The organism is Oceanotoga teriensis (assembly GCF_003148465.1).
GTDB classification, from domain to species: Bacteria; Thermotogota; Thermotogae; order Petrotogales; family Petrotogaceae; genus Oceanotoga; species Oceanotoga teriensis.
On sequence record NZ_QGGI01000001.1, the window covers coordinates 90,515 to 103,579 of the forward strand.

General features: G+C 23.6%; 12 protein-coding genes. 4 read left to right on the top strand and 8 right to left on the bottom strand.

Translation table 11 applies throughout. The annotated features are described in order from the left end of the window. Nucleotides 1-6: 6 nt before the first annotated feature. From C7380_RS00440 to C7380_RS00475, 8 genes are all read right to left on the bottom strand, one after another. A complete protein-coding gene (locus tag C7380_RS00440) occupies nucleotides 7-3,960 on the bottom strand; it encodes a diguanylate cyclase (RefSeq protein ID WP_109603508.1) in 3,954 nt (1,317 codons plus the stop codon). A 42-nt stretch (nucleotides 3,961-4,002) separates the two neighbouring features. Continuing rightward, the gene (locus C7380_RS00445; protein ID WP_109603714.1) at nucleotides 4,003-5,175 is read right to left on the bottom strand and encodes an inorganic phosphate transporter; all 1,173 of its coding nucleotides are present in this window, start codon (nucleotides 5,173-5,175) and stop codon (nucleotides 4,003-4,005) included. 57 nt (nucleotides 5,176-5,232) lie between these two features. Continuing rightward, nucleotides 5,233-5,901, bottom strand: a complete 669-nt coding sequence (locus C7380_RS00450; protein ID WP_109603509.1) for a DUF47 domain-containing protein — start codon at nucleotides 5,899-5,901, stop codon at nucleotides 5,233-5,235. 12 nt (nucleotides 5,902-5,913) lie between these two features. Then, the gene (gene queA, locus C7380_RS00455) at nucleotides 5,914-6,924 is read right to left on the bottom strand and encodes a tRNA preQ1(34) S-adenosylmethionine ribosyltransferase-isomerase QueA (protein ID WP_109603510.1); all 1,011 of its coding nucleotides are present in this window, start codon (nucleotides 6,922-6,924) and stop codon (nucleotides 5,914-5,916) included. Next, on the bottom strand, nucleotides 6,917-7,909 hold the full coding sequence (locus C7380_RS00460) for a PIN domain-containing protein (protein WP_109603511.1): 993 nt from the start codon (nucleotides 7,907-7,909) through the stop codon (nucleotides 6,917-6,919). The genes queA and C7380_RS00460 overlap by 8 nt, the downstream gene beginning before the upstream one ends. Continuing rightward, entirely contained in the window at nucleotides 7,909-8,988 is a 1,080-nt protein-coding gene (locus C7380_RS00465) for a DUF933 domain-containing protein (protein ID WP_109603512.1), read from the bottom strand. Before C7380_RS00465 ends, C7380_RS00460 begins: the two co-directional genes overlap by 1 nt. Then, entirely contained in the window at nucleotides 8,985-9,437 is a 453-nt protein-coding gene (gene tsaE, locus C7380_RS00470; RefSeq protein WP_109603513.1) for a tRNA (adenosine(37)-N6)-threonylcarbamoyltransferase complex ATPase subunit type 1 TsaE, read from the bottom strand. Before tsaE ends, C7380_RS00465 begins: the two co-directional genes overlap by 4 nt. 130 nt (nucleotides 9,438-9,567) lie before the next feature. Continuing rightward, the gene (locus tag C7380_RS00475; protein WP_109603514.1) at nucleotides 9,568-10,527 is read right to left on the bottom strand and encodes a 2-hydroxyacid dehydrogenase; all 960 of its coding nucleotides are present in this window, start codon (nucleotides 10,525-10,527) and stop codon (nucleotides 9,568-9,570) included. A gap of 89 nt (nucleotides 10,528-10,616) precedes the next feature. Between C7380_RS00475 and C7380_RS00480 the strand changes: the two genes are divergently transcribed. Genes C7380_RS00480 through C7380_RS00495 form a run of 4 tightly spaced genes read left to right on the top strand, consistent with a single transcriptional unit; the run spans nucleotide 10,617 to nucleotide 13,046 of the window. Next, nucleotides 10,617-11,471, top strand: coding sequence for a YitT family protein (locus tag C7380_RS00480; protein ID WP_158274731.1), 855 nt, complete (start codon nucleotides 10,617-10,619; stop codon nucleotides 11,469-11,471). Nucleotides 11,472-11,484: 13 nt separating this feature from the next. Next, entirely contained in the window at nucleotides 11,485-12,018 is a 534-nt protein-coding gene (locus C7380_RS00485; protein ID WP_109603515.1) for a chromate transporter, read from the top strand. Further along, nucleotides 12,012-12,524, top strand: a complete 513-nt coding sequence (locus C7380_RS00490; RefSeq protein WP_109603516.1) for a chromate transporter — start codon at nucleotides 12,012-12,014, stop codon at nucleotides 12,522-12,524. The genes C7380_RS00485 and C7380_RS00490 overlap by 7 nt, the downstream gene beginning before the upstream one ends. Before the next feature lie 6 nt (nucleotides 12,525-12,530). After that, a complete protein-coding gene (locus tag C7380_RS00495) occupies nucleotides 12,531-13,046 on the top strand; it encodes a biotin transporter BioY (RefSeq protein ID WP_109603517.1) in 516 nt (171 codons plus the stop codon). The last annotated feature ends 19 nt before the right edge of the window (nucleotides 13,047-13,065 follow it).

Here is a 13,065-nt window from a genome sequence, read left to right on the forward strand (position 1 = left end):
TATCATTTATATATCGTCAATTTCTGAAAAATCTTTATTTTTTGAAAATATACTTACTGTATTTTTCCCTCTACTTTTAGAAATATAACTTGCAATATCTGCTCTTTCTATCAATACTCTATAATCATCTATATTTTCACAATTTTTCTTAGTTGAAATTCCAAATGAAGCCGATACTTCAAATCCATAACATAGACTAACTCTTTCATTTATAGATTTCCTAAGTCTTTCAGCTATATCATATGCTAAAACTATATCTGTTTTTGGTAAGATTATTATAAACTCTTCTCCACCGTATCTACCAATTATATCAGTTATTCTAAGATTCATATTTAAATCTCTTACTATAGCTTTTAATATTTCATCACCTTTTTTATGTCCATATGTATCATTTATTTTTTTAAAATCATCTATATCTAACATTATTAAAGATAAAGGTAGTTCTTCTCTTTTTGCTTTTATAAATTCTTCTTTTAATCTTAAATATAAATACCTTCTACTATAAGCCCCTGTTAAATAATCTTGAATAGAATTTTGTTGATGAATAATCCTGTTCAAAGTACCCGATAAATAATCATCTAATATTATTAAAGTATCAAATATATTTTCAAATATTTTAAGATTTAAAAGTAAATTTTCATTTTTTAAATAATATTTAATTGAATAATCTTTATAATTTGAAATAAAAAATATTTCAAATGGTGTTATAGATAATTTTTCATTATTTGGAATAAGCATTTCATAAGAAGTTGTAGATTGTGCTTCAAAAATTTCTGTATCTACTTTTATATAAATATCTGATATTGGAAATTTTTTCTTAATAAAATTTAAAATAGCATCTAATATTTCTTGCACATTATCCATAGATATTATTTTAGTTGATATATTTATAAGATCATCATAAAATTTTAGATCCTTTATTTCATTATAATTTATATTATATTTTAATGATTCATTTACATTTTCAATAAAATCAACAAAATTTCTACTCAAAATATTAATTTTAAAACTCATCCCCATATTTTTATAGGCTAAAACAGATAATCTATAATATTTAAAAGCTCTTAAAGTATCTTTTTTTACTTTATAAAAATTTGAAAGACCTTCATAAACTAATGCTAAACTTAATTTGTAACCATTTTCTTTAAAATTTTTTATGACTTTTTCAATATTATATACGAAATTATCTTCTTTTATATTTATAAATTTATAATATAAAAGAAATATACTTTCTTCTATATTTACATCTCCATTACATGTATTTACGAAATTCTTATATATTTTATTTTCATCTTCACTAGTATATATCTCCCAAATATTTTTAAAGAAACTATATTTTTCATTTATATAATAATCAAAATTATTTATATTCACTTTTTTATCTCTTTTATATATACTATTTAATAACTCTAAATAAAAAATATAATAAGTCTGTTTATCTTTTTCTTTTAATGAAATTAAATTTTTATAATATTTTATTTTTCTAATTTCAAAATAAAAATTATCTTCATCTTCGCTATAAAAATAATAAAAAGCTTTTAAAGAATAACATTGTATTTCAACTATTCTATTATTTATAATTCTTGAAAATTTTAGACTTTCATTAACATTATAAAAAAAATCATCTATATTTCCTTTATAAAGACTTATATAGGCTTTATTAAAATATATTTCTGGAAATTTACTTAAATCATTAGAATTTCTAAATATCCCAATAGAATCTTCTATTAAAGAATCGTAATATGCAGGATTTTCTATTTGAAATCTTGTCATTTTTAATATTATTATACCCTTATATTTATTTTCTTTCAATATATTTGAAATATTTAATGCTTCATTTAAATGCTTTAAACAATTTATTTTATCATAAGAATAATAATCAGATAAATTTATTAGCGATCTTATATAAGATCTTGTGAAATTATTATTTTTAGAATTATTTTGATATATTTTTTTTATTTTTTTAAAAATATTTTTATTTATTGAAGAATTATTTTTATTTATATTAGCTTTCAAAAGAATTTCTAAATATAAAATTTTCTGATAGTCTGTGATAGATTTATTAGCAAATTCATTTTTTAATTCTATTATTGCTATATCCGGATCTATTTCTGAATAAAATTTTAGTTTATAATATTTTGTGAAATTGCTTTTTAATTTATTTATATATTTTTTTGCTTCTACAAAATTCTCTGAGTAAATCATATAATCAACATATATACAAATAGCTGTTTCATTATAATAACCATTATCAACAATTTCTTTAAAATAAGGTTTTATTAACTCAAGATTATTCCAATCAAAATAGTATTTTTTTATTTTTTTTGTATATTCAGCGACAATTTTTTCTTTTCGGTTTATTTGCTCAAGATGCCATATAGAAAGCTCAAAATCATTTTCTAATAAATACATATCATTATGAATTTTTAATTTTATTTCTTTTTCTAATTTAGAATAAAAGTAATCTCTATATTTCATATTAAAAAACCTATAAACTCCATTTTCCAATTGTATTATTTCATAATTTAAAAAAATATTAATATTAAATCTTTTCGATAAAATTTTTTCTAATTTTTTTAAACTCATTATAGAAAATGTATATCCGAGTATAGATATATACTTTAATTCTTCTAAACTTATTTTATCCAATACTTTTAAAAGAGAGAAATTTACATCTATATTTTTGTCAAAAATAAATTTATCTTTTATAATCCATTTGTTTTCATAATCATCATATCTAAGTATATTACTATTATACAAATCAGTCATCGTTTTTATGATAATTCCTGGATATCCTTTTGAATAATTATAAAGTTCTTTTGAAAAATAACTATTTTCATTTAAGAATTTATTATCAGTCATAGTCGATAATAAATTATAAGTCTCTTTTAAACTTAATCCTGATATATTATAGTTCATATCAAATTTTTTATTTGAAATTTCTCCATGAGTTACATAAATTATATTTATAGGAATTTTTAAATTACTTTTTTTTATTATATCAATTATTTCATCTATTTTTTTTCTTTTATTTTGATATTCATCTATAATAATTAAATATTTATTTTCTTTAGATAAATCTTTCAATCGATTTATAAGATCTAATAAATCATTTTTTTCAGAACCAAAAAAATAAAAAATATCTTCATATTTTTTTACATTTAAAACTTTAAAATTTTTTTGAAATTTTAATTTTTTAATTATTAAATTCAATATAGTCGTCTTTCCTGTTCTTTGTTCACCCCAAAATAGTATTTCTTGAAGTAAGTTTTCATTAGAATTTACTTTTTGATAAAGTTCTTCAAGGAGCTCTTTTCTTCCAGTAAATTGAACTTTTTTGAATTTTCTTTTATTTTTTATTTGAAAATAATTTTTAAATTGAGATACACAACTTATATTTTTTTTATCTTCTATATCTCTAAAAAGTTTTTGAATACTATTTAACTTTATATTAAAATTTAAATATTTAATAAATTCTATTAATGAACTTATTAAATTATCTTCAAACTGTTCTTTAATGAGAAATATCTTTTCATTAGAGATATTTCTTAAAATTGGTGCAAAAAAATAAAAATTTTTATTATGGTCTATAAAAAAATCGTCCAAATTTATATAATTCGGAATAAAATTACTAAAATGTACTAAATCATCTAAAATATAGAAAAAATAAGCTATAGAATCAACTATAGCTTTTTCACTTTTTTGACAGAATAAATTATTTTCTTCTCTATATATATAGAAAAGTTCAGGTTTTTTACTTTTTAAATTTATCTTTTCTGGATATATTAAACCATATTCTTTTAGACTTTTAAAATTACCTTCAAATTTTGAAATTATATCAAGATTTAAAAAGTGAAAAGATTCCAACTTCCTCATTCTATAAAGTTTTTCTTCAAAATAAACTATATAGTCGATATAAAATTCATTTTGGTTTAAAATACTAATTATATCATATTTCATTTATCTCCCCTACTTTTTTCCCCTCAAAAAAATTATAACATATTAAAAAATAAAGTTTAATAAATGAAACATTAAAAATCCAACAATAGCAGAAGCAGGAACAGTTAATACCCATGACATAAATATTTCTTTAATTATACCAGTATTTATAGATCCTACACCCCTTGCAAGACCTATACCTATTACAGAACCAACAACTGTATGTGTTGAAGAAACAGGCATACCTAAATTTGAGGCTCCAAGAACTGTTGTTGCAGTTGCAAAATCAATTGTAAATCCTCTCGAATTATTTAATTCTGTTATATCACTTCCAACTGTTTTCATAACTCTTTTTCCCCAAATTGCAACACCTAATGCAATTCCTATTCCACCAAAGGCTAGTATAAACCTTGGTATTTCAACTTCTGATCCAACTGTTCCAGAAATTGAAGCAGCATAAATAGCAGCAACCGGCCCAATAGCATTCGCAACATCATTTGCACCATGAGCTAAAGCAACATAACATGAAGTAACAACCTGAGCTTTTCTAAACATTTTTTCTACAAACATTTCAGGATTTTTTATTTCCCTTTTATTTTTAATAATAATTATCAAAAATGCTATAATACCTCCAGCAGTTCCAAGCAAAATCGCATAAAGAAGTGCTTTTAAAGTTATTGAAAGATGTAAAGCTTTCAATATAAAAGAGAGAGATATTATAAAAAAGGTCAAAGCTAAGTATACAGGAATCCATATTTTTATCTTTTTTTCGAGGTTTTTACCATGAAGAGTTGTTTTAGAAATTATTTTAAATAGAACAAATGACATAATAAGGCCTAATACAGGGGCTACTAACCAACTAACTGTTATAGTAAGAACTTTAGACCAATGTACAGCCCCAAAACCACCAGCAGCTATACCATAACCAACCATTCCACCTACTATTGAATGAGTCGTAGACACAGGCCAAGAGAAAATAGTTGCTGTTACAAGCCATAGAGTTGCTCCTATTAACGCTGCCATAGATCCAATAATTACAATGTTAGGATCTTTTAACAATTCAATATTAACAATACCTTTTCTTATTGTCTCTGTAACTTGACTCCCAAAAAAAGTTGCACCTGCAAATTCTAAAATACCTGCTATAAAAACAGCTTGTTTGGGTGTAATAGCTTTCGCTCCCACTGCAGTAGCCATAGAATTGGCTACATCATTTGCACCTATAGCTAAAGACATTCCAAAACCTATCAACAATCCAAGAACCAGGGTCACATTCAATTAAAATCACTCCCGTTATCCATTTATTAGAATAAATATTCTGTCACTAACATTTTGGCATGTATCGGCTATTTCTGATAAAATTAAAATAATTTGTCTTAAGAAAAATATATCAACAGGATTCATATCATTTTTTTGTGAAAAAAGCCATTTCCCAAATTCAAATATTTTACTATCAATATCTTTTTCATACCATTTTATTTCTGTTATATCTTTAAAATGGGCCTCTAATTTTTCTTTTGAAAAATCAGAATCTATAACTTCTTCTAAAAATTTTACAGATTTTTTAAATAAATCTATCATCTTTTCAACTTCTTCAACTATAGAAAAGATTTTAGCCTTTGCTTCTGGAGTAATTTCAACTTCATTTAAAAGCATTAAACGTCCTATATCTTCAAAACTATCAGCTATTTTATCTTGAATTTCTATATAATCTAATAGATCTACCCTTTCAAATCTATACATATAGCCTCTTTTTAAGTTTTGGCGTATATTTCTTTTTATTTCATCTGCTTCATCTTCAAGAGAATCTATTACATTTACTATATTAGTTATATCTTCATGTTCAAGATACTTTCTAAATAATTCTGGTAAGTAATCAGAAGCATTTTCAATTATTCTTGCATGATTTATTATTTCTGTTATTGGATTAAATTTTTGAAAAACCTTTCCCCATAAAGACATTTTTATTCCCCCCTATTTTATAAACATTGCATCACCGAAAGAAAAAAATCTATAATTTTTTTCTACAGCTTCTTTATATGATTTCATAGTAAATTGATGACCATTAAAAGCACTTACAAGCATTAATAAAGATGACTTAGGAAGATGAAAGTTAGTTATTAGTCCATCTACAATTTTAAAATTATACGGTGGATATATGTATATATTCGTTTTTCCTGAAAGTTTTTTATTTAATGCATATGATTCTAATGTCCTCACTACTGTTGTCCCAACAGCTATTATTCTTCCACCATTTTTTTTAGTTTCTTCTATTTTGTTTTTAACATCTTCAGATATAGAATAGTACTCTTCATGTATTTGATGATTCCTTATGTCCTCTTCATTAACGGGTCTAAACGTTCCAAGTCCAACATGTAAAGTTACTTCTTCAAGGTCTATACCTTTTTTACTTATTTTATCTAATAATTCTTTTGTAAAATGCAATCCAGCAGTTGGAGCTGCAACAGCTCCTTCAATTTTTGCATAATTAGTTTGATATCTATTATTATCTTCAAGTTTTTTATGAATATAAGGTGGTAATGGAGTTTCTCCAATTTTATTAATTTCATCCCATATATTTTCACCATAAAATTCTAACAATCTTGCTCCATCATCATAATGCTTTATTACTTTAGCTTTTAATTTATTTGAAAATATTAATTCATTTCCTAATTTTATTTTTCCACCAGGTTTTACAAGAGATTTCCATTTATTTCCTTCTCCAATTTTTTCAAGCAATAATATTTCAATTTTTGCACCAGTTGATTTTTTTCCGTATATTCTTGCAGGTATAACTTTAGTATTGTTCACAATTAAAAGATCTTTAGGATTTAAATAATCTATTATTTCTCTGAAAATTTTATGTTCAATTGTTTTTTTTTCTCTATCTAAAATCATTAATTTAGAAGAATCTCTTGGTTCAACTGGATCTTGTGCTATTTGTTCCTGAGGAAGATAATAATCATACTCTTCTATTCTATACATCTATAAACCTCCCAATTTCATACAACAGATTATTATCAAATTCATATTCCGAAAATTTATCATTAGATACAATATTATATTTTAATTTATTTGATATATATATTATAAGTTCATCTGCCGGTGAATTATAATAAACTCTTTTTGAATTACTTAATTCTCTTAAAATATCTCTATCTTCATAATTTAAGATATATTCTATATTTTTATCAAAAACTATTATGCATGGAAAAAAAGCATATTCATTTATATATAAATTATCAATTAAATCTATTAATGTTTTAATTTTATTATTATTTTCAAATCTTATTATATTACTTCCATCTATAATAATTCCTCTTGGATTTGAATTTATAAGTTTATAATGATAATACGAATAACTTTTTAAATGTATATTAATCATTTGTTTTTCATAATTATTTAAACTTTTATATATTTCTTTAATTTTAATATAATATGATTTTTTAGATAATAAAGGGTTTAATCCTAAAATTTCATCAAGAATATTTTGAATAAAAGGACTTTTAGAATCTATTGGAAAATATGTCATCAAATAATATAGATCCCTATAATCTTTAAATTTTAATTTTTTTAAAATAATTTTTGAATCATAAAATTCTACATCATATTTTTTTAAACCTTCATTATATTTACCAGGCGGAAATTTATCTGGATATATTAAAAATTTTATATTCTGTAAGGTTTCATCTTTTAAATTATAATGTTTTTTTATATCTTCAAATCTATTTTCGGTTGGTTTTTTTAAAACATGCATCACTAAAAATTGAAAATCATTTAAATGTTTTCTTGGTATTTTTCTTTCCGCATCATTTCCAAGAACTCTGTATATCCAAAACATTCTTCTATTATCAAGTTCTTTAGGCTTTTTTATATAAAAACTTGCAAGATTAAATATTTTTTTCATTCTTTTTACATGTTCATAATAATCTTTTTCATTCAAAACATTAATTATTCTTTGAATAGACATTAACTATTCGCCCTTATCTCCATTATATTACCATCTTCTACAATTTCATCTTTTCCAGCAAGCCTACTTAATCCTCGTTTTCTAGCTTCTTCATCATTTCCAGCTACTATTAAATCTTCATATTTGATAACTTCAGCTTTTATAAAACCTTTTTCTAAAGCAGAATGTATTGCTCCAGCAGCTTTTTTCATATTAGTCCCTTTTTTTATAGTCCAAGCTCTAACTTCATCTTTACCAACAGTAAAATAAGAAATTAAACCTATATGATCATAAACTACCTTTGATAATCTTGATATACCTGGTCTTTCTATATTGAGCTCTTCCATAAACATTTTTCTTTCATCTTCATTAAGTTCTACAAGATCAGATTCTATTTTTCCAGATATGTCTATATAAGCAAAATTATTGTCTTTACAAGTAGATATTAATTCTTCTTTTTGAGAGTAATCATCAGAATCATGTTGATTTTCATCAATATTCACAACAGCTATTATTGGTTTTAAAGTAAATAAAGACAATGAACTTATTAATTTTTTTTCTTCTTCATTTAATTCATAGTTACTTGCAAATTTTTCTTCCATTAAAAGATTCTTAATTCCTTCTAAAATTTCATTTTCTTTTATCTCATCTTTAGATGCTTTATTTTTCTTTATTGAAATTTCAAGTCTTGCCAACCTATTCTCAACAACTTCTATATCTCTTATTATAAGTTCTGCAATTAAAGTATTTAATTGTTTTAATGGAGTTTCATTATTATCTGGATATGGAACTTCATCATTTTCAAAAGCTCTTATTACAAGTATCATAGAATCAACATTTTGAATCATTTGTAATATTCTACTTTTTTCTTTTTGATCTGAAGAAGAATCAAAACTTGGTATATCAACAAAATCAAGTTCAGCATACGTAGTTTTTTTGGGTTGATATATTTCTGAAAGTTTTTCTATTCTTTCATCTCTTATAAAAGCTCTTTTTTCTTCTGAGTTAACTTTATAAGATCCATCATATGGTGTATCTGTTAATAAAGAAAAAATAGTTGTTTTTCCACTCATTGGTAATCCAAAAATTCCTATTTTCATATTAATTCCTCCTGAAATTTCTCATCATATTCATTTCCTATATAATTTATTTCTATATCTCTATATTTAATATCTTCATTATATTTTATTTTTATTTCTAATCTATTTTTTGGGGTTAAATAATCTAAATATTCAGCCCATTCTATAAGGTAAATACCCTCTTCATCATTAAAAAGATCTATATATTCTATTTCATAAGGATCAGCAATCCTGTACAAATCAGCATGATATATTTTGATATCCTCACCATATTCATTCATTATAGAAAAAGTTGGACTCGAAACATAATCTATTTCTTTTAATATATTTTTTATTAAAAATTGTGAAAATGTTGTTTTACCTGCACCTAATTCTCCAAAAAGCAGAATTTTATCGCCCTTTTTTATCTTCAAAGAAAGTTTTTTAGCTATATTTTTAAAATCATTTAAATCAACTTTTTTATATATTATTTTTTATACCTCCCTTTAATAATCCTTCTATATTTTATCATCATAAATGAATTTATATGTATTTTTTTACTTTTTTTCTTGTAAATATTACATAACAAAAAAAGGATATCTTAATTGATATCCTCTTGATTTATACAACTTCATTTATTGGTTTTTTATCAGATAATAAAAGATCTATATCTTTTGCGACCATTAATGACATTTCATTTCTAGTTTCAACGGTTGCAGATCCTATATGTGGTGCTAAAACAACATTATTTAATTTTTTCAATCCTTCTGTAAGATTAGGTTCAAATTCATATACATCTAAACCTGCTCCGCTAATTTCATTATTTTTTAATTTTTCGAATAGAGCTTTTTCATCTATTATTGCACCTCTTGCAGTATTTATTATATAAGAATTTTTTTTCATCATATCCAATCTTCTTTTGTTTATAATATGATGCGTATCTTCAGTTAAAGGCATATGAAGACTTATAAAATCACATTCTCTCATTATATAATCAATATCTGAATATAACACTTCTAAAGATCTTTCTGTATCATCATCAAGTCTTTTTCTTTTATAATAAAATACTTCCATATCAAATCCTTTAGCTCTCTTAGCAAAAGCTCTTCCAATTCTCCCAAAGCCTATAACTCCTAATTTTTTTCCAACTAAATTACTACCTAAAAATAATTCAGGTTCCCAACCTTTAAATTTTCCTTCTCTAACAAATTTATCAGATTCTACTATTCTTCTTGAAATTGACATAAGTAAAGCCCAAGCTAAATCAGCTGTTGCATTTGTTAAAACATCGGGAGTATTTGTAACTTTTATTCCCAATTCTTTGGCTGTTTTTACGTCGATATTATTATATCCAACAGCATAATTTGATATTATTTTTACTCTATTTTTTTTAGATCTCAAAATATCACTATCTATTTTATCAGATAACAAAGTAACTACAGCATCATTTTCTTCAAAAATATTAATAAGTTCATTTTTTGTGAGTTGTCTATTTTCATTATTTACCCAAACTTCATATTTATTTTTCAAAAAATTAATTCCTTTTTCTGGTATCCTATAAGTAAATGCTACTTTTTTCAATATTATCACTCCTCTTTATTTTCTTGAAATTCCAATATATAAATAAAAATAGTTTACATAAATATGATAACATAATTCGGAGGGATTTTATGGTACAAAAAAATAAAAAATTTTGGAGTTATTTTATAATAACTTTAGGTATATTTGTAAACTCATTTGGTTGGGCAGGTTTCTTAATTCCTTCCAAAATCGTTGGTGGTGGTTTTACAGGGCTTTCAACTATAATATACTATGCAACTAAAATTCCTGTAGGGATATCTATAGCTGTCTTAAATACTATTTTAATAATTATAAGCGTTAAAATAGTTGGAGCTAAATTTGGGTTCAAAACTTTATATGGAATATTTTTATCTGCTTTTTTTGTATTTTTATTACAAGGTTTTATAAAAGAACCTTTAGTAAAAGACTCTTTTATGGCTACAGTTATTGGAGGATTTTTATCTGGAGCAGGAGTAGGAATTTATTTTTATGAAGGTGCAAGTACAGGTGGGACAGATCTAATAACAATGATTATAACTCATTATAAAGATATATCCCCTGGAAAAGTTTTTTTTATTTTAGATTTAATTATAATTGGAAGTTCTTATATAGTTTTTAGATCTGTTGAAACTATGATATATGGTTTTGTAACTATGGCAATAGCTGCATATACAATAGACATGATATTAGAAGGAAGAAAGCAAACTTCTCAAATTCTTATCATTTCAGATAAGTATGATGAAGTTTCAAATAAAATAAGCGAAGAGATTAAAAGAGGTATTACTCTTTTAAAAGCTAAAGGTTGGTATACTAAAAATGAAAAAGAAGTTATACTTGTAATAGTTAGAAAAAAAGAAGTTCAATGGGTATTAAGAAGTATCCATCAAATAGATCCTGATGCTTTTATATCTATATCAAATTCTTCAAGTGTTTATGGCCAAGGTTTTGACAAATTAAAATATTAAAGGAGCAAATTATATGTTAAAATTATTCTTAACCTTTTTCAAAATATCAGCATTAACTATTGGTGGTGGTTATGCTATGGTACCAGTAATACAAAAAAATCTTGAAAAAAAAGGTTGGATGTCTGATGAAGATTTTTATACACTTCTAACAATAGCTCAAGCATTACCAGGTCCAATAGCTTTTAACATATCTTGGCTTACTGGGAAAAAATTAAATGGATTTAAAGGAGCTCTTTTTGCAAGTTTAGGGGTTATGATACCACCATTTTTTGCAATAGTTTTAGCTTCGAGTATAATAATGAAATATCAAGATAATATATATCTACAAAGATTTTTAAGGGGTGCTTATGGAGCTCTTTTGGGAATGATATCAGGATTAGTTTATAAATTATATAAAAATCAATCCTGGAATTTATATAAAATTATGTTAATAATATTTTCTTTAATAATTGTTTATATGAAATCAGATTTGATGATCCCTATTTTCGTAGCAATAGTATTATTTGCTTATATAAAAGAAAATCGTGGTTGTGATAAAAAATGTTAAAAATGATAATGATATTCTTTAAAGTTGGTTTTATTTCATTTGGTGGTGGATGGTCAGCAGTTGGGATTTTCAGAGAAGAAATAGTTAATAATGGATTATTATCTTTAGAAAAGTTCAATGAAGCTGTTTCAATTGCTCAAATGACACCAGGACCAGTTGCAGTTAACGTAGCTACTTATGTTGGTTATAGTGCTTATGGATTTATAGGAGGACTTTTAAATACTATTTTTTTAATATTGCCACCTATAATATTATTTTACATTGGCTTATTCATATTAAAAAAGATAAATGTAAATAGAAAAAATCTTTTAAACTCTTTAAAATTAGGTACTGTTCTTTTAATTTCATTTAGCCTTATAAGTCTTACCGAAACTGTATTTTTAAATAAAGAATACAGTACATTTATAATTTCAGCAATTTCTTTTATTTTTTTCATATTTACTAAAATAGATCCAATATATATTATATTAGCTTCAGCTTTTTCAGCTATTTTTATTTTAAAATAAACGGAGTTGATAAAAATAAAAAGTAAAAAAATCTCTTTATATGCTATATTTGTATGTTTAATGATATTATTTTCTTGGATTTATATTCCTTTACCAATGGGTATACCCTTTACTTTTCAAGTATTTGGTGTATTATTAATATCTTTTATCCTGAAAAAAAACTCATGGAAAATATTAGGTATATATTTAATACTTGGTATATTAGGTTTGCCTGTTTTTTCTGGTTTTAATAGTGGAATAGGTACTTTACTTGGACCAACAGGTGGATTTTTGATTGGATTTTTTATTTCTTCATTTATTTATTTTTTTAATTTTAATAATTTAATTTCTGGTATATTTCAAATAATAATAATATATATAACTGGAATATATTTTTTTAAAGTTTATAAAGATATAGATATATTTTTAGCAATAAAAATTCTTGTTCCAACATTTATTTGGTTAGATATATTCAAATTAATACTCGCTTTAATAGTTTATAAAATATTTTTAAAATACATGAATAAAGGGATTGATTTATAATCAATCCCTTTTTATTTAT

What these genes read in the sequence shown, in the direction of transcription:
- C7380_RS00445 (WP_109603714.1), bottom strand. Translation starts at nt 5,175, where the DNA reads ATGTCTTTAGCTATAGGTGCAAATGATGTAGCCAATTCTATGGCTACT.
- C7380_RS00440 (WP_109603508.1), bottom strand. Translation starts at nt 3,960, where the DNA reads ATGAAATATGATATAATTAGTATTTTAAACCAAAATGAATTTTATATC.
- C7380_RS00480 (WP_158274731.1), top strand. Translation starts at nt 10,617, where the DNA reads ATGGTACAAAAAAATAAAAAATTTTGGAGTTATTTTATAATAACTTTA.
- queA (WP_109603510.1), bottom strand. Translation starts at nt 6,924, where the DNA reads ATGTATAGAATAGAAGAGTATGATTATTATCTTCCTCAGGAACAAATA.
- C7380_RS00460 (WP_109603511.1), bottom strand. Translation starts at nt 7,909, where the DNA reads ATGTCTATTCAAAGAATAATTAATGTTTTGAATGAAAAAGATTATTAT.
- C7380_RS00485 (WP_109603515.1), top strand. Translation starts at nt 11,485, where the DNA reads ATGTTAAAATTATTCTTAACCTTTTTCAAAATATCAGCATTAACTATT.
- C7380_RS00490 (WP_109603516.1), top strand. Translation starts at nt 12,012, where the DNA reads ATGTTAAAAATGATAATGATATTCTTTAAAGTTGGTTTTATTTCATTT.
- C7380_RS00465 (WP_109603512.1), bottom strand. Translation starts at nt 8,988, where the DNA reads ATGAAAATAGGAATTTTTGGATTACCAATGAGTGGAAAAACAACTATT.
- C7380_RS00450 (WP_109603509.1), bottom strand. Translation starts at nt 5,901, where the DNA reads ATGTCTTTATGGGGAAAGGTTTTTCAAAAATTTAATCCAATAACAGAA.